Raw genomic sequence first — 20,294 nt, 5'->3', positions numbered from 1 at the left:
CGCCAGAGGCTCACAGTGCTCGCAGGCGTCTCGAAGCCGATGAGATTCAGTGTCGAAGACGAGGAGAACGATGAAACGGCAGCTGCCCGACGTGAAGGAACTCGCCCCTCTCCTGCAGTTCAGCCTGCCCAGGCTCGACAGGGTGGGTGCGCGACTCGACTCCGCTGCCGACATCTGGGACCTGCGTCGCATCGCGAAGCGGGTCACCCCCACGGCACCCTTCGACTACGTCGACGGCGGCGCGCTCGATGAGCACACGCTGCGCAAGAACCGTCAGGTCTTCGCCGACGTCGAACTCCTCCCACGGATCCTGCACGGAGTCGACGCCCCGAACACATCGACGACGATCGCCGGTCAGAACACAGCACTGCCATTCGGCATCGCCCCGACAGGCTACACACGGATGATGCATTCCGAAGGTGAGGTCGGGGGAGTCCGCGCGGCGACAAAGGCAGGCATTCCCTTCTCGCTGTCAACGATGGGCACACGGTCAATCGAAGAGGTCGCCCAGGCGGCACCGGGATCCACCCGTTGGTTCCAGCTCTACCTGTGGAAGGACCGTGAGCGCAGCCTCGACCTGCTTCAGCGAGCCCAAGCCAGCGGGTACGAGACCCTGCTCGTCACAGTCGACACTCCGATCACAGGCCAGCGCCTGCGAGATAACCGCAATGGGCTCTCAATCCCACCGAAGCTGACCCTGAAGACGATTCTCGATGCCTCCTACCGGCCCGGCTGGTGGTTCAACTTCCTCACCACCGAGCCCCCGAAATATGCCTCCTTGTCGAACACCTCTCAGTCCCTGGCGGAGATGACGCGGACCATGTTCGATCCGACACTTGACCTCGAAGACCTCAGATGGATCCGGCAGCAGTGGAAGGGCAAGCTCTTCGTCAAGGGAGTCCTCACCGCCGAAGACGCCGACAGGGCCCGGTCCATCGGCGCCGACGGCCTGGTCGTGTCCAACCACGGAGGACGCCAACTCGATCGCGCACCTGACTCCCTGACCGCACTGGCGGAGGTACGAGCGGCCGTGGGCGAGGACATGGAACTCATCCTCGACTCCGGAATCATGTCCGGAACCGACGTCGTGGCCGCTCTGTGTGCCGGAGCGGACTTCGTGCTCGTCGGCCGGGCCTACCTCTACGGACTGATGGCCGGCGGGCAGCGGGGCGTAGAGAAGGCCATCGACCTGATCCGGGCAGAGATACTGACTGCCATGGGACTGATGGGCGCCCGGAACATCTCCGACCTCGGACCGCAGCTGGCCAGGGGGCTGCCGACAGCTCCCGGTTTGCCCAACGACGTCCCGGGCGAGCGCCTCACACCTGGAGGAGGCGCTTGAGCAGACGGAACTGCTGACCGGCGGCGGCCTCGAGGTCGCTGCCCGTCCGGCTGTCGGTGTCGGTCTGCTGCAGCGCCCAGTCGTCGAAGGCCCTCAGCATGGTCGCGGCCGCCAGGGCCTGGAGGTCTGCCGGGCAGTCCGCATCGATGGCACCGGCCTCCCTGCCGATCTCCAGCACCGACGAAATCCACTTCTGGTAGCTGCTCTCAAGGCTGGTGACCCCGGGATCGGCACGATTTTCATGCACGATCCGCCACAGCAGTTCGATTGCCCGAACCTGCGGCCAGACACGCAGGGCATCGTCGAACGCGTGTGCGGCAGTCTTCCAGAAGTCTGAGGCGAAGCTGCTCGGGTCCGGCGGAGTCCATTCTCTCCTCGCCAATTCGCGAAGCTCATCGACGACCAGTGACAACAAGGATTCCTTGGAGTCGATGACGTGATAGAAGGAGCTCTTGCTCATCGAAGCTGCGGAGATGATGCTGTTGAGGGAGGCCTGTTCGAAGGGGCGGGAGGCGAATTCCTCGGCGGCAGCGAAGATCAGCGCCTGCCCCTTGGCGCTCGGCATACGTGCGAATGCAGAAGCTGACACGATCTCTTCCTCACAATCTCTGGACCAGGTGGTCCAGTCAATGCTACCGTGATTGGACCACCTAGTCCACTCTGCGCATGCTGACCGCGAAGACATCGCGCAGACAGGGACCAGCTGCAGGGACCAGCTGCAGGAGATGACGACGCGAGGAGATGTCATGATCACGCACGTGCCCTTCGATGAGCAGTATGAGGCCGCGAAGACAGAGGATCTGCGCATTCTCGTCGTGGGTGCCGGAATCGCCGGAGTCGCGGTCGCCCAACTGCTGCGCAGGCAGGGCAGACATCCCGTGCTCATCGAGCGTTCGCGAGATTCCGAGACGATGACCGATGACGATCATGCCGGATACATGCTCGCTCTCATGCCGATGGTCGACCCGGTCTTCGATGATCTCGGCGTCCGCGAGCAGTACCAAGAGAACAGCGTGGCCATCGACCGGTACGCATTCCACGCCCATACAGGCGAAACGCTGCGCGAGGACCGTCTGGGCAGTCTGCTGGCCCGCTATGGGCAATACAGAGGAATTGCCAGGGGAGAGCTCCTCGCCGTCCTCTCGACCGAGACCTGCCCCGTGGCCTTCGACTCATCGCTGGTTTCCCTTGCCGCACTCGACCCTGCCGCTGACGCCGGCCCTCGACCGGCACGGGTGGAAGTGTCCACCGGGGTCCACAGCGAGGACCATTATCTGCACGGTGCGGAATTCGACCTCGTCATCATCGCCGACGGTCTGAACTCCCACAGCAGACGCCTCGTGCCAGGCGGATCAGCCGAGAGCTCTGTCGACACGGCATGGGGCGGGTGGGTTGCCTGGGCACCGGCAGATGCTGACACCGACCAGGTCGACGAACTCTGGGGCGAGGGATTCTTCCTCGGTGCCTACCCGGTCAAGGACAGGATCGGAATCTTCCTCGGCGCTCCAGATTCGCGGGAACCACTCGGCGCCAGACGCTTCGTTAACGAGGTTCGCAGCCAGCTCACCACCGTGAGTCCCCGGATCGACGCAGCACTGACCGCCGTCGCTGAGGCCGAGGATCCGTATTTCTGGGCACTGCGAGACTTCCGCAGCTGCCAGTGGGCCACGGGCACCACGGTCCTCCTCGGAGATGCCGCGGCAGGTTTCCTCCCCACAGCCGGAATCGGCGCCGGAATGTCGATGGAGTCTGCCCGGATGCTCGCAGCATCCCTCGAATCCACCTCACCGGAGCGGCTGCCCGAGGCACTGACTCGCTTCGAGGCCGCCCAGCGGCCCAGGGTCGAACAGGCGCAGTCAACCTCTCGTGAACTGGCACGATTCATGTTCTACCTGCCGCGGGCCGTCGCCGGTCTGCGAGACCTGATCTTTAAGCTGGTAAGCGTCAAGACTGCATTGGCACCGATTATCGACCTCCTCAAACACCCGGCCAGACCGGACGAAGTGCGCAGCACCGACATCTGAATGTGGTAAGAATGGCCGGGGCCCGAACGGGACACCGGTCGCACGACAGTCAAGGGACACGATGAACGAAACAGCCGCCTCGGTGAGGGAGAACCGCGAACTCAAACGGGGGCTGAAGTCACGTCACCTGCAGATGATCGCCATCGGCGGTGCCATCGGCACCGGACTCTTCCTCGGATCCGGCGGCACGATCTCCCAGGCCGGACCCGGCGGCGCACTTCTGGCCTACGCTGCGATCGGCATCATGGTCCTCTTCGTCATGCAGTCCCTGGGCGAGATGTCGACACATCTGCCCGTGGCCGGTTCCTTCCACACCTACGGCTCGAAATACGTCAGCCCCTCATTCGGCTTCGCCATGGGCTGGAACTACTGGTTCAACTGGGCCATCACACTCGCAGCCGAACTTGTCGCGGCCGGGGTCATCATGTCCTTCTGGCTGCCGGACGTCCCCTCCTGGGTCTGGGCCGCGATCTTCCTGGCCCTTCTCTCCGGACTCAACTTCCTTTCGGCCAAGGCCTTCGGGGAAGGCGAATTCTGGTTCGCAGCCATCAAGGTCACCGCTGTCCTCACCTTCCTCGTCCTCGGCGTGCTCATGATCGCAGGCATCATCGGTGGGCAATCACCGGGTATGAGCAACTGGACGAGAGGCGAAGCGCCATTCGTGGGCGGCTGGGTCTCGATCATCAGCGTGTTCATGATCGCCGGCTTCTCCTTCCAGGGCACCGAGCTCGTCGGTGTGACCGCAGGCGAGTCAGCCAACCCGCGCCGCGATATGCCCCGGGCCATCCGCACCGTGTTCTGGCGCATCATGCTCTTCTACATCGGCGCAATCATCATCATCGGCTTCCTCTTGCCCTATTCGGACCCCTCGCTGCTGGCCTCTGCCAACAACGAGGACGTCACGGCCTCGCCCTTCACCCTTGTCTTCGAGCGCGCCGGCATCGCCGTGGCCGCATCCGTGATGAACGCCGTCATTCTCACCGCAATCCTCTCGGCCGGCAACTCCGGCCTCTACGCCTCGACCCGCATGCTCTACGCAATGGCCAAGGAGGGAACCGCGCCGAGGCTGTTCGCCCGACTCAACGAACGTGGAGTTCCCGTCATGGCCCTGCTGGCCACCGCGGTCATCGGGCTGTTCGGATTCCTCTCCGAGGTGATGGGTGACGGTGGGGCCTACACGTGGCTGATCAACGTCTCCGGGCTCTCCGGATTCATCGTCTGGGTCGGCATCGCCTGGTGCCATTTCCGGTTCCGCCGTGCCTACGTCAAACAAGGCCGAGACCTCGCGGATCTGCCGTATCGGGCTCCGCTGTTCCCGATCGGACCGATCATCGCGCTGGTCATGCTGGTCATCGTCATCATCGGCCAGAACGTCCAAGCCATCGTCGAGGGACGGGTCCTCGAAGTTGCCTCCGCCTACATCGGACTGCCCGCCTTCCTGCTGCTGTGGCTCATCCACCGACTGGTCACCGGACGTCGCTCACGCACGGTGGGTCTCGTTGAGATGGACGTCGAAGGACTCGAGATCAGGCCCGAGCGGGAATCGGGCAGTTTCGACTGACCGTCACTGTGGTCCGCTGCGCCTGGCTGTCGCAGAAGTCTTCTTGCATACGTTAAGCTAGGCTTGCCTAACTCACGAAGAAGGATCTCATGCGCAGAATTCTCGCCCCCATGCTCGCCTCCGTACTCCTGCTCGCTGCCTGTGGCGGCGGCGGTGGTGAGAAGGAAGCGGCCTCCGGTATCAGCATCGACACCAAGTTCGGCTCCGTCGAGGTCCCGAAGGACCCGCAGAAGGTCGTGGCGCTGGGATGGGGAGACGCGGAAACCGCGTTGGCACTCGGTGTGCAGCCGGTCGGAGCCTCCGACTGGGTGGAGTTCGGCGGCAAGGGCGTCGGCCCCTGGGCCGAGGACCTCTACGACCAAGCCCCGGAGATCATCGAGACGATGGAGCCCGATTTCGAGAAGATCGCAGCTCTCGAACCTGACCTCATCCTCGATACGAAGAGCTCCGGTGAGCAGGAGCGCTATGACCGACTCTCAGAGATCGCCCCAACTGTGGGAGCGCCTGAAGGCGGAGACAACTACCTGACGACCATGGACCAGCAGGTCGACCTCGTCTCCCAGGCCCTGGGTAAGGAAGACGAAGGCAAGAAGGTGCTGAAGGATCTCGACAAGAAGTATGAGGCCGCTCGTGAGGCCCATCCGGAGTTCGACGGGAAGTCCGTGAGCGTGGCCGCGAAGACCTCGGAAGGTTGGGGAGCCTACGTCGAAGGGTCGGAGCGAGTCCAGTTCATGGAACAGCTCGGATTCAAGCAGTCCGAGAAGGTCGCAGCCCTCAAGCCCTCGGGCTTCACCGCCACCGTGTCCGAAGAGAAACTCGATGATCTCGACGCGGACCTGCTCGTGGCCTTCCCGATCTACATCCCCGACGCCGAAGTCACCGAGGACGCTGCCTTCAAGCGCATCCCAGCTGTCGAGGACGGGCACAGCCTGGTGCTGACCGAGGACCTCAACGACGTGAGGCAGGCATTCTCACTCAACTCGGTGCTCTCCGCGTCGTTCGCCGCGGAGAAGATGCCCGAGCTCGTCGCGGATGCTCTGAAGTAGCGGCCGCACTCAAGCAGCTCTCGCACTCACAAGGCCGTCACGCTTCCTCACACTGCGGCACGCCACGCATCAAGACCGATATCGATGATGCGGGCGTGCCGCACGTCTGCCAGAGAGTCGATGGCCAACCATTCGGCGCGGTCCGTGGTGCCGTCGATCTCGAGAGTCCCCAGCATGCCTCCGGTGATATGAGCCTCATAGACGACGCGGACTCCCTTGAACGGACGCGAGACCGATCTGCGGCGTGCGGAATTGCTGCGATTCTCAGTGAAGGTGTGTGTCGTCAGCGGCCGGACCAGCTCGGCGTCGAAGCCCGTCTCCTCTTTGATCTCCCGGATCGTGCCTGCCTCGATGCTCTCGTGGAACTCGATTCCACCGCCGGGCAGAGTCCACAGCGCATGGGCCGGTTCGTTGCCGCCGTTGAACCAGCTGAGAAGGATTTCCCGGTCCTGGTTGACGATCACCGCGTACCCGGCCAGTCGTGTGTCGTAATCGGAGAAGTGCATGGACTCAGCCTACCTGTGAGTATCTCTTCCCATGCCGCAGTCCGGTGAATAGGCTGATCAGATGGCTGAAGCAGCGAAATACCCGAACGAGCACATCATCGCCACCCGCACGATCGACGCCCCTGCCCATACGATCTTCACCGTGTTGGCTGATCCGGCTCGGCACCGGGACACCGAACCCACGGACTGGGTGCGAGGCGCCATTGATCCGACGCCGATCACGGCCACCGGACAGATCTTCTCCATGAATATGCGCTTCGATGAAGCCAGCGGTGACTACCGGATCGACAACACCGTGACAACGTTCGAACCCGATCACGCGATCGCATGGGATCCCGGACAAGCCGATGAGAGCGGTCATGTGGCCCCCGGCGGTTGGCGCTGGCGCTATGACCTCGACGAGAAGGACACCGGCACCGAGGTGACACTGACCTATGACTGGTCACGCACAACACAGGAGATCCGAGACGCATTCGGCGGCTTCCCCGTTGTCAGCCCCGACTATCTCGACCAATCGCTGCAGGCCCTGGAGCAGGCGGCCACCGACAGCACATGACCTGGTGAGACGTGCCGGGTAGGCTGGAGGCGTGACTGATATCGCCAGCAGACTCGTCGGCAGCGCCGGAGAGCGCATCGTGTTCCTCCACGGACTCTTCGGCCGCGGCAAGAACTTCACCTCCATCGCCAAAGCCCTCGAGCCCGACTACTCGAGCCTCCTCGTCGACCTGCCCAACCACGGTGATTCGGACTGGACCGAGGATTTCAGCTACGTGGGCATGGCCGACTCCGTGGCCGCGATGATCGCCGAGGTGACCGATCCCGAAGATCTGCCCGTGCACCTGGTCGGTCATTCCCTGGGCGGCAAGGTCGCCATGATCCTGGCCCTGCGCCATCCGGAACTCATCGACCACCTCGTCGTCGTCGACATCGCCCCCACTGCAGGCGGGTCCCTCGGCGTCTTCGAACATCTGCTCTCGAGCCTCGCCGAACTCGATCTCAACGAGATCGAGTCGCGCACCGCTGCGGATGAAGCTCTGCAGGAGAAGATCCCAGAGGACACGATCAGGGGGTTCCTGCTGCAGAACCTGCGGACCACCTCGGCGGGGTACGCCTGGCAACCCAACCTCACCCTGCTTCATGAGAGCCTGCCCGCGATCGGAGACTTCCCCGAGACGGGGGAGGCGACCTTCGACGGCCCGGTGCTCTGGATCGCCGGTGAGACATCGGACTACGTCTCCCGTGAGGAACTGCCTCTCATGCGCTCCCTCTTCCCCCGCGCAACCCTGCTCACCGTCAAGGGATCAGGCCACTGGGTCCACTCCGAGAAGCCGAAGACGTTCATCTCCTCCCTGCAGGCATTCCTCGCACGCACGTGACGCCGCGAACTCACCTGGGGTGCCCCGATCTCACCTGTGAGACCCCGAAATCGGGACAGTCTTGGTGAGGAATATGCTGGTGGGCAGTGGCGTTGAGCCACACAGAGATCCATTGAGCCACACCATCACAATCTTCACGAGGAGGAACGAGTGAGCACAGCGATCCCGGCCGATACCACGGCCAAATTCGCCGACTACGCAGACGGATCACGACTGGTCAGCACTGAATGGGTGGCCGAGCATGCCGGTGAACCCGGACTGGTCATCGTCGAAAGCGACGAGGACGTCCTCCTCTATGAGACCGGGCACATCCCCGGCGCGGTGAAGGTCGACTGGCACACCGAACTCAACGACACCGTGACGCGTGACTACGTCGACGGTGAGGGCTTTGCCGCCCTCATGTCCGCGAAGGGCATCTCGCGTGAGGACACGATCGTCTTCTACGGCGACAAATTCAACTGGTGGGCCGCCTACGCGCTGTGGGTCTTCTCGCTGTTCGGACACGAAGACGTCCGCCTCATGGACGGCGGCCGCTCCAAGTGGCAGGCCGAGGAACGCGAACTGTCCACGGAGAAGCCACGCCGGGAACCGACCGAATACCCGGTCATCGACCGTGACGACTCAACCCTGCGTGCGTTCCTGCCCGAGGTCAGAGACAGCCTGGGCAAGCGTCCCCTCATCGATGTGCGCAGCCCCGAGGAATACAGCGGAGAGCGCACCCACATGCCCGCCTACCCCGAAGAGGGCGCACTGCGCGGAGGACACATCCCCACTGCAGCATCGGTGCCATGGGCGAAGGCCGCAAACGAAGACGGCACCTTCAAATCAGCCGAGGAGCTCAAGGCCATCTACACCGACGAGGCCGGGCTCGGCACCGCCGATGAAGTCATCGCCTACTGCCGCATCGGCGAGCGCTCCAGCCACACCTGGTTCGTGCTTCAGCACCTGTTGGGCTACACCAACGTCCGCAACTACGACGGTTCCTGGACCGAGTGGGGCAATGTCGTCGGCGTTCCCATCGTCACCGGATCAGAGGCCGGCGAGGTGCCCAGCCGCTGATGACTGCCGATACAGACGCCGCGATGGCCGACAATTCCGATCTGCCGGAGAGTCTGGTCGAGATCGTCGAGGACTTCGCCGAGACCGAAACCGGTGATCGGCTGCAGCTGCTGCTCGAATTCGCCTCGGAGCTGCCCGAGGTGCCGCAGCGCTACTCCGATCATCCAGAACTGCTCGAGCCGGTGCCCGAATGCCAGTCGCCGATCTTCCTCGTCACCGAGGTCGAGAACCCCGAGCAGGGCGATGCCGCGATCGTGAAGCTGCATTTCTCAGCGCCTCCCGAGGCGCCCACGACACGTGGCTTCGCCGGGATCCTCCACGAAGGTCTCAATGGCCAGACCGCCGAGGTGGTCCTGTCCATCCCGTCTGACCTGCCTCTGCGGCTGTCGATGACGGAGATCGTGAGCCCGTTGCGGCTGCGGGGGATGAGCGGCATGCTGTCGCGGATTCAGCGTCAGACGTCCGAGAGGATCGGCAAGATCACAGGTCAGTGATCGGGAAATCGTTTGGATGAGCCGACTTTTTCGACTAGATTGTGGTTAGCCTGCCCTTAATTAGTCGATGCTAAGGAACCCTCCGATGACCGGTCTCGCCACCACCGCCTCGGCGAATCCGTCTGAGGTGAACGGTCGGAAGGCGAGTCGGGCGCTGAAGATCAGAAGAACCGTCGGGCTCGTCATCGCGATTCTGGCCTTGGTTGTCGTGGTGCTGGCATCGCTGGCTATCGGCACCCGGGACATGCCGATCTCGGAGGTCCTCGGAGCGTTCTTCAACCCCAGCGGCAGCGACGACCAGCTGGTCGTCCTCGAACTGCGCTTCCCGCGGACCGTGCTCGGCATCCTCGTCGGCATGGGGCTGGGATTGGCCGGCGGGCTCATCCAGGCGCTGACCCGCAACCCTCTGGCCGATCCGGGCATCCTCGGCGTCAACGCCGGGGCCTCCTTCGCAGTGGCCGTCGGCATCGGGTTCTTCGGAATCACGTCGATCAACGGCTACATCTGGTTCGCTTTCCTCGGTGCCCTCGTGGCCACGACCGGTGTGTACATCATCGGTTCCTCGGGCAGGAACCGCAGCGTCGATCCGATACGCCTGACCTTGGCCGGAGTCGCGGTCGCCGCAGTGTTGACCGGGCTGACCAAAGGAATCCTGCTTACGAACGAACGAGCCTTCGATGCCTTCCGCGCCTGGGACGTCGGAGCCATCGCCGGCCGCGGGTTCGACACGGTCTCAGCGGTCGCCCCTTTCACCATCGTCGGCATCGTACTCGCGCTGTTCCTGGCCCACTCGCTCAACGCGGTGGCACTCGGCGACGATCTGGCCGCCAGCCTCGGCACCTCGGTCAACCGCACCCGCATCATCACCATTCTCGCCGTCACCCTCCTCGCCGGCGGCGCCACCGCTGCCGCCGGGCCCATCGGCTTCATCGGACTCATGATTCCCCATATCGCCCGTTGGATCGTCGGTCCCGACCAGAGATGGATCCTCAGCTACTCCGTCATCCTCTCGCCCATCCTGCTCCTCGTCTCCGATGTGCTCGGACGCGTGGTGATGAAACCGGGTGAACTCCAGGTCGGCGTCGTCACCGCCTTCGTCGGCGCGCCGGTGCTCATCGCCCTCGTTCGCAGAAAGAAGGCGAGCGGACTGTGAAGACATCGAACTCACCGATCGGTGAAGCCCCTGTGCTAGTTCCGGGACACCGCGTTCTGCCGGGGGAGCGGATCAACTTCGGTCGCCCCATGCTGCGAGCCTTCGGCTTCCGCATCGATCTGCGCGTCGTCGTCACAGCCGGCATCGTCACTCTCCTGGCCCTGGGCTGCGGATTCCTGGGGCTGCTGCTCGGCGAGTTCTCATTGACCCCGGGCGAAGTCTTCCAGGGGCTGTTCGGCCAGGCCGACAGACGCATCGTCAACACCGTCGTCGCCGAATGGCGGGCACCGCGCATCATCGCCGGAATCGTCCTCGGCGCCGGCCTGGGCATCTCGGGTGCGGTATTCCAATCACTGACCCGCAACCCGCTGGGCAGCCCCGACATCATCGGCTTCTCCACCGGTGCCTACACCGGCGGCATCGTCACCATCATTGTCTTCGGCTCCAGCTTCGTCTCCACCGCCTTCGGCGCGATCATCGGCGGCCTCCTCACCGCCATCGTGGTCTACCTTCTGACGTGGAAGGGCGGCGTCCAAGGCTTCCGCCTCATCATCGTCGGCATCGCACTGACCGCCATGCTCAACGCCTTCAACACCTGGCTGATCATGCGCGCTGACCTCGACCTCGCCATGGCCGCAGCCACTTGGGGTGCTGGAACACTCAACGGCATGGGCTGGTCGACCCTGCTTCCGGCCGCCATCGGCACGGTACTGTTGGGGCTGGGATGTGGGCTCTTCTCACGTGGTCTGGGAACCCTGGAGCTCGGCGATGACACCGCCAAGGCGCTCGGCGTGCGCAATGAACCGGTCCGCGCCGGTCTCATCCTGGTGGCCGTAGCTCTCGTCGCCGTCGTCACCGCCGCCGCGGGACCGATCGCCTTCGTCGCACTTGCCGCCCCGCAGATCGGACGCAGAATCGCGAAATCCCAGGGCACCAGCCTGCTTTCAGCTGCGGCGGTCGGAGCACTTCTGCTCGTCGCTGCCGACCTCATCGCCCAGCATGCCTTGGGCGAGACTCAACTTCCCGTCGGAGTCGTCACCGTGTGCATCGGCGGCATCTACCTGATCTGGCTCCTCATCCAAGAAGCTCGGAAGGCACAATGAGCATCACACCTGATACGACTGACGCGACGCCGGACACGACCGACACGACGTCAACGGACACAGCAGCGTCGGCTCCGGCTCCGCTGGCCGCCCGCAATCTCGATCTCGCCTACGACCAGCGGCACGTCATCGCCGACCTCGACGTGGAGATCGCACCGGGCAAGTTCACCGTCATCGTCGGCCCCAATGCCTGCGGCAAGTCGACTCTGCTGCGGGCACTGGCCAGGCTGATGACGCCGACGAAGGGCACGGTGCTCCTCGACGGTGGAAACATCGCGAAGTTGAAGACGAAGCAGATCGCCAAGCGCTTGGGGCTCCTCCCACAGACCTCGATCGCACCCGACGGCATCACTGTGGCAGAGCTCGTGGCTCGCGGACGTCACCCACATCAGTCGTTCCTCAAGCAGTGGACTGAGCAGGATGAGGTCGCCGTGCTGACGGCACTGCGTGCAACGAACACCGAAGAGCTCTCCTCCCGCCAGGTCGACGAGCTCTCCGGGGGCCAGCGGCAACGAGTCTGGGTGGCGATGGTCCTGGCGCAGGAGACGCCTCTGATGCTTCTCGACGAGCCCACGACGTTCCTGGATCTGGCCTTCCAGATCGACCTCCTCGACCTGTTCGCTCAGCTGAATCACGAACACGGCCACACCCTTGTCGCAGTCCTACACGACCTCAACCAGGCCTGCCGCTACGCCGATGAGATCATCGCGATGAAGAACGGCGCGATCGTGGCCCAGGGCGCACCGGCCCAGATCATCACGACAGAACTGGTTCACCAGGTCTTCGGCATCGAGTGCACCGTCATCGATGACCCTGTCACCGGTGCACCCATGATCGTTCCCGGCAAACCGAAGAAGACCTTCGCAGACCGCTGAGCCGCGATTCCAGACTGACCCCCTGTCCGACACATGCTCGGTCCGACACATGCTCGGTCCGACCGAAAGTTCGTCGTGCTGAGGAGATAGGACTCAGCTTTCGAACGGACCTTTGCTCCGCCTCGGTGCGTAGTTCGGCTTAGGTCCTGCCCCGTGATCGGCTGTTGAGGACGTGTCCGCGCTCGAGGATGGATCTGCTGACCTGTCAGCCGGAACCGTCTCAGCAGGCGTTTCGTCGTCCTTCGAAGCGGTGGCTGTGTCCTTGTCGTTCTTGTTCCCCGACTTCAGCAAAGCGGTGAAGCCGATAGCGATACCAGCCACGATTCCTCCCCAGACGGCGCCGAGGATGAGTGAGAAGAACGTGTTGACCAACCAGCCGAGGAATCCGCCGACTCCGGCGATCGCGGCCACTGGCTCTTCGAGGTGGTGGACGAAATCGTAGAGGGCATGGAATCCGAGCTCGTCAGTACCGACAAGAATTATGTGTCCACCGACCCACAGCATGGCGAAGGTGCCGATGACTGACAGGCCTCCGAGGAGCTTGGGCATGGCCTTGACGAGGAACCGGCCGAACTTCTGCGTGCTCGGCTTCTCCTTCTGCGCCATGTGCAGGCCGATGTCGTCCATCTTGACGATGAGAGCCACAGAACCGTAGACACCGACGGTGATGGCCAGGGCCACGACGACGAGGATGATGGCCCGTGGGAGCAGCTCCTCGCTGGCCACCTCGTTGAGGGCGATGACCATGATTTCGCAGCTGAGTACGAAGTCAGTGGTGATGGCCGAACGCACGATCTTCTTCTCGGCGTTGCCGTCATCCTTCTTACCGTGCTTGGACTCCTTCTTCGGCTCTTCATGGTGCTCGACCCACCCGAACTTCTCGAAGATCTTCTCCGCACCCTCGAAGCACAGATAGGTGCCGCCCACCATCAGCAGGGGAGTCAGCAGCCAAGGGACGAACTCGCTGAGCAGCAGGATGATCGGCAAGATGATGAGGATCTTGTTGATCAGCGAACCGAAGGCGATGCGCTTGATGATCGGCAGCTCCCGTTTCGGGTCGACGCCCTCAACGAATTTCGGAGTCACCGCAGCATCGTCGACGACGACGCCGGCGGCTTTCACTCCCGCCCGGGAAGCACCTGCGGCGACATCGTCGAGGCTCGCTGCCGAGAGTCTGACGAGTGCCGCTACGTCATCGAGGAGTGCGAACAGACCGCCGGCCATTTAACGTCCTTCGTCGGATTCGTCTGAAGCGGCGGCGCGATTCAGCACGCCGAGATGGTTGCCGCTGTGATCGAAAACGGTGAGTACGTCACCTTCGGCCTCAACCCGGTGAACCCGTCCCACCCAGGCTTCCATCCCCATGACGGCACGCTGTGTGGTGGCGAAGGGTTTGACGACCGCTCCTGGCTCTTCCGCTCCCCAGGTGGTCGAGATCCGGTTTCCGCCATCGCTGCCGGTCAACGTTCCGTCCTCCTCGAATTGGAGGAACGCGGAGGACCCGTCCTTTGTGCTGATCCACTTGCCGTTGACTGAATTGGTCATTTGTCTTCCTTCTCCAGCCCGCCGACGACTTTCCCGCTGGCGTCGGCGATCTTCATGACGTTGCCTTCGACAGTTGCCGACGATGCTTTGGACAGCCATGTGTCCACGCCTGCACATGCTTTCTGGGTCGTGGTGAATGAGGAGATGAGAATCTTGTCCCCATCGACTTCCCACGTTGTCTTGATTGCATTGCAGCCATCGGTTCCCTTGACCTGTCCGTCTTCGGAAAACTCGAGATACGGATCTCCAGCTTCAGGAGAGGTCCATTTTCCGGTGGGATCAAGGGCCGCGGAGTCGGCCGAATCCGAGGGCGTGTTGGTTTCTGTGGGTGCGGAGCTGGTCGGTTCGCTGGGTTCGGAGCCTGTCCCGCACGCGGCAAGGGGGAGGACGAGGCCGAGAACAGCAACTCCGATCACACGTCTGAACGTAGCTGAAGGTCTGTTTTCAGTGAGATTGAGCATGCACCGATCATAACGGCCAGCCTTGAGCGCATCATGGAGAAGACGGCGAGTTGGGTGTCAATTCAGGTTTTGTAAGTTGTGTTCACCATCAACGCGCATTGTGCTTGCGTCTCATCGTTGCCAAACCGTAATCTTTCACGTGGTTGAAAGACTGTTCTCAGAAACGTCCGCGCGATTGTTGAGCTGCGGGTCGAAGAGGGCACAGGCAAACGCAACAGTGAATCCGATCAAGGGAACCAAAGAGTATGCAGAAGAAACTCGTGCAGAGTTCGCTGGCACTGACCGCCGCTGCGGCGCTCGGTCTCGGCAGTGCGTTCGTCGCATCCCCTGCCATGGCCGACAACGCCCCGCAGAAGCTGGATGTGCAGAACGACGCCCAGGTGCAGAAGGCACTGTCCGGCCTCTCAGGCGTCAACGCCTACGGTGCCAAGGACGGAAAGCTCAACCTCGGTGTTGAGAAGAAGACCGACGAAATCAAAGACCTTGAAGAGAAGTTCGACAACATCCACGTTGTGGACGGCATCAAGGAACTCAAGCCTTACGCCAAGAAGGACCTCGTCGGCGGCGCCGGCTACCTGGCCAACTCGCCCGCAGGCAACGGCGTTTGCTCCACCGGTTTCTCCGGCTGGGACGGCGAGGGCAACCCCGTCGTGCTGACCGCAGGACACTGCTCGAAGGTCATCGAAAGCACCGGCGAGATCACCGGCGACACCAAGGTCGGCGACACTGAGAAGCCTTCAATCGCAGAAGCCAATGGCGGCGAAGGATTCCAGCCTTCCACAATCGGCACCGTGGGAGAGTGGGGCTACCACAGCTACGGCAGCGGCGATCTCCTCGAGGGACCCAGCGACGACTGGAGCGAGCCGAAGCCCACCGACATCGACTTTGCTGTGATCAACGTTGACAAGGACAAGTACAACGTCAAGAACGGCGTCACTGATTGGAAGAGCGCAGACTCCGACGATCTGTCCACGAGCCTCGCCACAGACATCACCGGCGTTGGGGCACACAAAGAGACGACCGTCGAGAAGTCCGGCCGCACGACTGGCCTGACCGAAGGCGACGTCATTCCGTTCGAAGAGTACCCATTTGAGTACTCGAACGTGGGTGGACGTTGGGTTCACGGCTTCGGTGTGACCTCACCTGAGTCCGATCCCTTCTCGCAGCCGGGCGACTCCGGTGGCGCCGTCTTCCAGGGTGATACCGCAGTCGGTGTCATCTCCGGTGGCGGACCTGCTGCCGACGGCAGCCAGTTTGGCTGGGTTGCCGACCTCGACTACTCGCTCGAGCAGTCCGGTGTCGACTTCCAGGTCGAGAAGCCAGGCGACGAAACCCCCACCCCTGAGACCCCAGCAGCACCCAAGGCTGAAGACCAGACCATTGAGCCCACGGGCGATGTGACCGGTAAGGCCAAGGCCGGCGCCGAGGTTGAGGTCAAGTGGGAAGCTGCCAAGGGCACCCAGGCCGCTGAAGACGGATCCGAGACGGTCAAGGCCGACAAGGACGGCAACTTCACGGTCGAAGGCCCTAAAGCCGAGGGCGAATACGACTTCACCGCAACTGCCACCGTGGACGGCGTGGAATCCAAGCCTGCCGAATTCCAGGTCACAGTTGAAAAGGAAGAGACCGAGACTCCTGCTCCAGCCGAGCGCGAGATCAACGTTGACCCCAAGGAAATCGCCGCTTCTGACTTCGTGAAGGAAGACAAGGGCGTGACCGTCACGGTCAAGGGCTTCGACGAGGGAGAGAAGGTGTCCCTCAAGGTCGCTTCCGGTCCCGAGAACGTCGAAGGCATCACCCTCGACGAGACCGCCAACGAAAACGGTGCAGCTGCGTTCTCGATCTACGGCACGAGCGAAGCCGATCCTTCGGTCTACCTCGGCAAGTACGACGTGAACGTGACCGGAGCCAACGACACCGATGAAGAGAAGGCTCTTGCCGGCTCCTTCAACGTTGTCGAAGATGAAGACGGCAACGGCGGCGGCGGAAACGACGGCGGCGATGACGGCGACAATGGAAACAAAGATGACGGCGACAATGGTGACGGTGGAGACGGTGGATCTGATCTGCCTCGCACCGGTGCTGAACTGACCGGCCTTGCTGCCGGTGCCGGACTCCTCGTTGTTGGTGGAGCTGCAGTCGTTCTGACGATGCGTCGGAACAAGAAGAACTGAATATGACTCACACGGTCAGCACATGATCGTCTGAGAGTTCACTCGAGCGCCCCTGGTCTGCGGACCGGGGGCGCTCGTCTGTCTGCGGCTAGACCAAAGGAAGCCTGGGGAGAACTAGCCGCCCAATGGTTCAGCAAATCATTTCAGCAACATCTGTTGTTTCGTTCATTTAGTTCACAGATTGCGGTCTACTTTCTTGGTAGTCGCTGTATGCAGGTCGTAACCTTATCGTGACCAAGGTCATCAAGTTGTGATATCGCAACCTCCTGATAAGAGAAACGGAAACGTATGCAGAAGAAACTCGTGCAGAGTTCGCTGGCACTGACCGCCGCAGCGGCGCTCGGTCTCGGCAGTGCGTTCGTCGCATCCCCTGCGCTGGCCGATGGTCCGCAGAAGCTGGATGTGCAGAACGATACTCAGGTGCAGAAGGCACTGTCTGACATCGAAGGTGTGAATGCCTACGGTGCAAAGGGCGGAGAGCTCAACCTCGGTGTCGAGAAGAAGACACCAGAGATGATGGATCTCGAGAAGAAGTATGACAATGTCAACTTCACAGAGGGCATCAAGGAACTCAAAGCGTACGCCGGCAATGACATCGTCGGTGGCGCTGGATACACGGTTGGAGAAGGCAGCACAGCCAGCGGGGTCTGCTCGACTGGATTCTCCGGCTGGGACGGCGACGGAAACCCTGTTGTACTGACCGCGGGTCACTGTTCAAAGATCATTGACGAGGCTACCGGGGCGATTACCGGAGACAGCACCGTCAACGATACTGAGGCGCCGTCGACGGCTCCCGCGAACGGTTCAGAGCAATCTGCGCTGAGTGGAATTGGTGTCCTTGGCAAGTGGGGATTCACCAGCTTCGGCAAGAGTGGTCAGCACGACACTTCAGAAGATCCGTCCACGGCGCAGAGCAGCGACATCGACTTCGCAGTGATCAACGTTGATGAAGAAAAGTACAACGTCAAGAACGGCGTGACCGACTGGAAGAGTGCGGGCGACGACGATCTTTCGAAGAGTCTCGCGACTGACATCACCAAGGTTGGTTCTCACGCGGACGGCAAGGTCCAGAAGTCAGGTCGCACCACAGGCTTGACTGAAGGCGAGGTCGACGCCGAGTACAACGCCAAGTTCGAATACGCCAACATTAGCGGCTACTTCGTACACGGTTTCGCAGTGACTTCGCCCAAGGATAAGCCCTTCTCTCAGCCGGGCGACTCGGGCGGCGCTGTATTCCAGGGCGACACCGCTGTTGGTGTTATTTCCGGTGGCGGACCGCTGGACTCGACCACACAGTTTGGCTGGGTAGCAGACCTTGATCACTCGCTTGTGGAAGCGAATGTCGACTTCCAGCTGACTGATCCGAATGAAGAGCCTCCAGGCGACGACGACGCGAATGCTGATGCAGGCGCGGATGTCAAGGACGCCGACGCGGACGCTGGTGCTGACGCGAAGGATGCTGACGCAACAGCTGCAGCCGACGCTGATGCCAAGGACGCAGAAGCCTCAGCAGCTGCCGATGGCGACGACGCGAAGGCTGAAGCTGATGCCGATGCAGGCGCTGACGCGAAGGATGCAGATGCAGCTGCCGCCGCTGACGGTGACGACGCAAACGCCGATGCCGACGCTCCGGACGCACCTGAAGCGCCAGCAGTCGACGATCAGAAGGTTGACGAAGGCGGCCAGATCACCGGTAAGACCGAAGCCAACGCCAAGGTGAAGCTTGATTGGAAGCCTGTCGCCGCCAACGGCGAACAGTCAGCAATCCAGGCTCAGGCCGCAGCAGAAGGCACTGTAACTGTCACCGCTGACGCCGACGGAAACTTCACTGCAGAAGCACCGTCAGAAGCTGGCGAGTACGCATACACGGCTACCGCTACCACCGATGCCGGAACTTCGGACCCAACTGAGTTCACCGTCACCGTGGAAGCTGCTGCTGACGAAGCAAACGCCGACACCGACGGTGCAGCCGCCGCTGCCGATGCGGGCGCAGAAGCCGACGCTGGCGCCGAGGCCGATGCTGGTGCCGAAGCTGACGCAGGCGCGGAGGCAGACGCTGGTGCAGCTGCTGACGCCAAGAATGCAGAATCCAACGCTGATTCCGACGGATCGAAGGACGGCGAGGCTCCGGCCGAGCGCAAGATCTCCATCGAGCCCAAGGAAGTTGCTGCTTCTGACTTCGTGAAGAAGGACAAGGGCGTGCAGATCACAGTCGAGGGCTTCGAAGAGGGCGAAAACGTCTCCCTCGAGGTTGTCGCTGGTCCGAAGAATGTCAAGGGCATCACTCTCGACGAGACCGCGAACGAGAACGGCGTCGCCGCCTTCTCGATCTACGGAACCAACGCCTCCGATCCTTCGGCCTACCTGGGCAAGTACGACGTGCAGGTGACCGGAGCCAACGACACGGATGACGAGAAGGCACTTGCCGGTTCATTCACCGTGGTTGCCGATGAAGATGGCAACGGCGGCGGAAGCGACGACGGTGACGGTGGAGACGGTGGATCTGATCTGCCTCGCACCGGTGCTGAACTGACCGGCCTTACTGCCGGTGCCGGACTCCTCGTTGTTGGTGGAGCCGCAGTCGTTCTGACCATGCGTCGGAACAAGAAGAACTGAACATAGCTCAACCGATCAGCTAATGATCGTCTGAGAGTTCATGAGAGTGCCCCTGGTCTTCCGATCAGGGGCACTCTTCTCATAGTCAGAACTACGGTGTCAGGGCACGGGTGACGAGCTGCCGGCCGATACCTCGGCGCTGGTGAACTGGGTGGACGAGCACATCCTGTAAGTACATGACCGAACCGAAATCACTGATGACACGTGCCAGGCCGATGAGCTCGCCATCACGCCGAGCGGATACGACATGAGCCGAAGACAGCACACTCTTATGGAGGGACACCGGGTTTTGTGTATACGTGGACCATCCCACCGAACGATAGAGCTCGATCAGCTCGGTGGCCCCAGGCACTGAATTCGACGCGTACTCGACCCCGTCCTCGAGCTGGGGAGTGAACATTGGGAGGTCGTGCCAATGAACATTGATGCCCGCCCCAGACTTCCATTCCTCGCGCAGAATGGCATAGGCGACCGAGTCTCTAGGCGTTCGACCCGCCACGGGCCACGCCCGTCGATAGTGTGCTTCCTTCGACCAGCCTGCGCGGATGAAGGTCGAACGCATAGCGATATTGTCATCGCGAGTATTGCCTTCGAACCGATCGACGTCCATAGTCATTAACACATGATCGGTGATGGCGCGCAAGCACTCGGTGCCGAGTCCCTGTCCGCGAAGCTCCGTTGCCAGCCGCAGGTCGAACATGGGTGTGTCATCAGTGAGGTCTTCGAGCCGCACTATGCCGAGGCTGCCCAACTGTTCATGCTGGAGCCAGAAAGTGTCGTAGTCATCACTGCGAAAAGCACCCGACTCAATCCGCTCTTCGACCCCGGCAGCAGTCCATCGCTCAGGGCGGACGTGGAAGGGAAAATCATTGCTGGTGAAGAAATCGATGAGTCCGGAACGATCGACGCCATTGGGATCGAGGCGTGACAAGGATATGCTCATGGTCACCAGGCTAATC

General features: G+C 62.2%; 19 protein-coding genes. 13 read left to right on the top strand and 6 right to left on the bottom strand.

The features are described from left to right. Positions 1-70: 70 nt before the first annotated feature. Positions 71-1,342, top strand: coding sequence for an alpha-hydroxy acid oxidase (locus tag HU144_RS14445; RefSeq protein WP_235351901.1), 1,272 nt, complete (start codon positions 71-73; stop codon positions 1,340-1,342). Here the strand turns inward: HU144_RS14445 and HU144_RS14440 are convergent. Next, positions 1,320-1,931: a TetR/AcrR family transcriptional regulator gene (locus tag HU144_RS14440; RefSeq protein ID WP_235351900.1), complete on the bottom strand. Its 612-nt coding sequence runs from the start codon at positions 1,929-1,931 to the stop codon at positions 1,320-1,322. The genes HU144_RS14445 and HU144_RS14440 overlap by 23 nt on opposite strands. Before the next feature lie 157 nt (positions 1,932-2,088). Between HU144_RS14440 and HU144_RS14435 the strand changes: the two genes are divergently transcribed. The 3 genes from HU144_RS14435 (at position 2,089) to HU144_RS14425 (ending at position 5,973) form a co-directional block, all read left to right on the top strand. Beyond that, complete coding sequence (locus tag HU144_RS14435) at positions 2,089-3,366, top strand: FAD-dependent oxidoreductase (RefSeq protein ID WP_235351899.1); 1,278 nt, start codon at positions 2,089-2,091, stop codon at positions 3,364-3,366. Between the two features lie 61 nt (positions 3,367-3,427). Further along, on the top strand, positions 3,428-4,927 hold the full coding sequence (locus HU144_RS14430; protein ID WP_235351898.1) for an amino acid permease: 1,500 nt from the start codon (positions 3,428-3,430) through the stop codon (positions 4,925-4,927). 89 nt (positions 4,928-5,016) lie between these two features. Continuing rightward, complete coding sequence (locus HU144_RS14425; RefSeq protein ID WP_235351897.1) at positions 5,017-5,973, top strand: iron-siderophore ABC transporter substrate-binding protein; 957 nt, start codon at positions 5,017-5,019, stop codon at positions 5,971-5,973. Positions 5,974-6,020: 47 nt separating this feature from the next. Here the strand turns inward: HU144_RS14425 and HU144_RS14420 are convergent, their stop codons facing one another. Continuing rightward, positions 6,021-6,479, bottom strand: a complete 459-nt coding sequence (locus HU144_RS14420) for an NUDIX hydrolase (protein WP_235351896.1) — start codon at positions 6,477-6,479, stop codon at positions 6,021-6,023. A gap of 61 nt (positions 6,480-6,540) precedes the next feature. On the opposite strand from HU144_RS14420, the gene HU144_RS14415 reads away from it, so the two are divergent. From HU144_RS14415 to HU144_RS14385, 7 genes are all read left to right on the top strand, one after another. Beyond that, the gene (locus HU144_RS14415) at positions 6,541-7,035 is read left to right on the top strand and encodes an SRPBCC domain-containing protein (protein ID WP_235351895.1); all 495 of its coding nucleotides are present in this window, start codon (positions 6,541-6,543) and stop codon (positions 7,033-7,035) included. Between the two features lie 31 nt (positions 7,036-7,066). Then, positions 7,067-7,855: an alpha/beta fold hydrolase gene (locus HU144_RS14410; protein ID WP_235351894.1), complete on the top strand. Its 789-nt coding sequence runs from the start codon at positions 7,067-7,069 to the stop codon at positions 7,853-7,855. Between the two features lie 150 nt (positions 7,856-8,005). Further along, a complete protein-coding gene (locus HU144_RS14405; protein ID WP_235351893.1) occupies positions 8,006-8,914 on the top strand; it encodes a sulfurtransferase in 909 nt (302 codons plus the stop codon). Beyond that, entirely contained in the window at positions 8,914-9,408 is a 495-nt protein-coding gene (locus HU144_RS14400) for a SufE family protein (RefSeq protein ID WP_235351892.1), read from the top strand. The genes HU144_RS14405 and HU144_RS14400 overlap by 1 nt, the downstream gene beginning before the upstream one ends. 85 nt (positions 9,409-9,493) lie before the next feature. Beyond that, a complete protein-coding gene (locus HU144_RS14395; RefSeq protein WP_235351891.1) occupies positions 9,494-10,561 on the top strand; it encodes an iron chelate uptake ABC transporter family permease subunit in 1,068 nt (355 codons plus the stop codon). Then, the gene (locus HU144_RS14390; protein ID WP_235351890.1) at positions 10,558-11,664 is read left to right on the top strand and encodes a FecCD family ABC transporter permease; all 1,107 of its coding nucleotides are present in this window, start codon (positions 10,558-10,560) and stop codon (positions 11,662-11,664) included. Before HU144_RS14395 ends, HU144_RS14390 begins: the two co-directional genes overlap by 4 nt. Then, positions 11,661-12,539 (top strand): ABC transporter ATP-binding protein, encoded by an 879-nt coding sequence (locus tag HU144_RS14385; protein ID WP_235351889.1) that lies wholly within the window; start codon positions 11,661-11,663, stop codon positions 12,537-12,539. Before HU144_RS14390 ends, HU144_RS14385 begins: the two co-directional genes overlap by 4 nt. Positions 12,540-12,632: 93 nt before the next feature. Here the strand turns inward: HU144_RS14385 and HU144_RS14380 are convergent, their stop codons facing one another. Genes HU144_RS14380 through HU144_RS14370 form a run of 3 tightly spaced genes read right to left on the bottom strand, consistent with a single transcriptional unit; the run spans position 12,633 to position 14,500 of the window. Beyond that, positions 12,633-13,763 (bottom strand): DUF808 domain-containing protein, encoded by a 1,131-nt coding sequence (locus HU144_RS14380; RefSeq protein ID WP_235351888.1) that lies wholly within the window; start codon positions 13,761-13,763, stop codon positions 12,633-12,635. Further along, the gene (locus tag HU144_RS14375) at positions 13,764-14,084 is read right to left on the bottom strand and encodes an META domain-containing protein (RefSeq protein WP_198395417.1); all 321 of its coding nucleotides are present in this window, start codon (positions 14,082-14,084) and stop codon (positions 13,764-13,766) included. After that, the gene (locus tag HU144_RS14370) at positions 14,081-14,500 is read right to left on the bottom strand and encodes an META domain-containing protein (protein ID WP_235351887.1); all 420 of its coding nucleotides are present in this window, start codon (positions 14,498-14,500) and stop codon (positions 14,081-14,083) included. Before HU144_RS14370 ends, HU144_RS14375 begins: the two co-directional genes overlap by 4 nt. Before the next feature lie 290 nt (positions 14,501-14,790). Here HU144_RS14370 and HU144_RS14365 point away from each other — a divergent pair, with 290 nt between their 5' ends. Both HU144_RS14365 and HU144_RS14360 read left to right on the top strand, forming a co-directional pair. Beyond that, on the top strand, positions 14,791-16,719 hold the full coding sequence (locus tag HU144_RS14365) for an LPXTG cell wall anchor domain-containing protein (RefSeq protein WP_235351886.1): 1,929 nt from the start codon (positions 14,791-14,793) through the stop codon (positions 16,717-16,719). Positions 16,720-17,007: 288 nt separating this feature from the next. Next, positions 17,008-19,335 carry an LPXTG cell wall anchor domain-containing protein gene (locus HU144_RS14360; RefSeq protein ID WP_235351885.1) on the top strand — a complete coding sequence of 776 codons (2,328 nt, stop codon included), beginning with the start codon at positions 17,008-17,010 and terminating at the stop codon, positions 19,333-19,335. A gap of 91 nt (positions 19,336-19,426) precedes the next feature. Here the strand turns inward: HU144_RS14360 and HU144_RS19475 are convergent, their stop codons facing one another. After that, positions 19,427-20,278 (bottom strand): GNAT family N-acetyltransferase, encoded by an 852-nt coding sequence (locus HU144_RS19475; RefSeq protein ID WP_328284299.1) that lies wholly within the window; start codon positions 20,276-20,278, stop codon positions 19,427-19,429. Positions 20,279-20,294 lie beyond the last annotated feature (16 nt).

The organism is Brevibacterium sp. UCMA 11752, assembly GCF_021532235.1.
Classification (GTDB): Bacteria; Actinomycetota; Actinomycetes; order Actinomycetales; family Brevibacteriaceae; genus Brevibacterium; species Brevibacterium antiquum.
Note: the sequence above shows the minus strand (reverse complement) of the source record. Positions and strands in the feature narration are given on the sequence as shown.

Bases quoted from the DNA above. Each gene is read 5' to 3' on its own strand.
- HU144_RS14430 (WP_235351898.1), top strand. From the start codon at position 3,428: ATGAACGAAACAGCCGCCTCGGTGAGGGAGAACCGCGAACTCAAACGG.
- HU144_RS14400 (WP_235351892.1), top strand. From the start codon at position 8,914: ATGACTGCCGATACAGACGCCGCGATGGCCGACAATTCCGATCTGCCG.
- HU144_RS14415 (WP_235351895.1), top strand. From the start codon at position 6,541: ATGGCTGAAGCAGCGAAATACCCGAACGAGCACATCATCGCCACCCGC.
- HU144_RS14360 (WP_235351885.1), top strand. From the start codon at position 17,008: ATGCAGAAGAAACTCGTGCAGAGTTCGCTGGCACTGACCGCCGCAGCG.
- HU144_RS19475 (WP_328284299.1), bottom strand. From the start codon at position 20,278: ATGAGCATATCCTTGTCACGCCTCGATCCCAATGGCGTCGATCGTTCC.
- HU144_RS14395 (WP_235351891.1), top strand. From the start codon at position 9,494: ATGACCGGTCTCGCCACCACCGCCTCGGCGAATCCGTCTGAGGTGAAC.
- HU144_RS14365 (WP_235351886.1), top strand. From the start codon at position 14,791: ATGCAGAAGAAACTCGTGCAGAGTTCGCTGGCACTGACCGCCGCTGCG.
- HU144_RS14425 (WP_235351897.1), top strand. From the start codon at position 5,017: ATGCGCAGAATTCTCGCCCCCATGCTCGCCTCCGTACTCCTGCTCGCT.
- HU144_RS14435 (WP_235351899.1), top strand. From the start codon at position 2,089: ATGATCACGCACGTGCCCTTCGATGAGCAGTATGAGGCCGCGAAGACA.
- HU144_RS14380 (WP_235351888.1), bottom strand. From the start codon at position 13,763: ATGGCCGGCGGTCTGTTCGCACTCCTCGATGACGTAGCGGCACTCGTC.
- HU144_RS14375 (WP_198395417.1), bottom strand. From the start codon at position 14,084: ATGACCAATTCAGTCAACGGCAAGTGGATCAGCACAAAGGACGGGTCC.
- HU144_RS14420 (WP_235351896.1), bottom strand. From the start codon at position 6,479: ATGCACTTCTCCGATTACGACACACGACTGGCCGGGTACGCGGTGATC.
- HU144_RS14445 (WP_235351901.1), top strand. From the start codon at position 71: ATGAAACGGCAGCTGCCCGACGTGAAGGAACTCGCCCCTCTCCTGCAG.
- HU144_RS14385 (WP_235351889.1), top strand. From the start codon at position 11,661: ATGAGCATCACACCTGATACGACTGACGCGACGCCGGACACGACCGAC.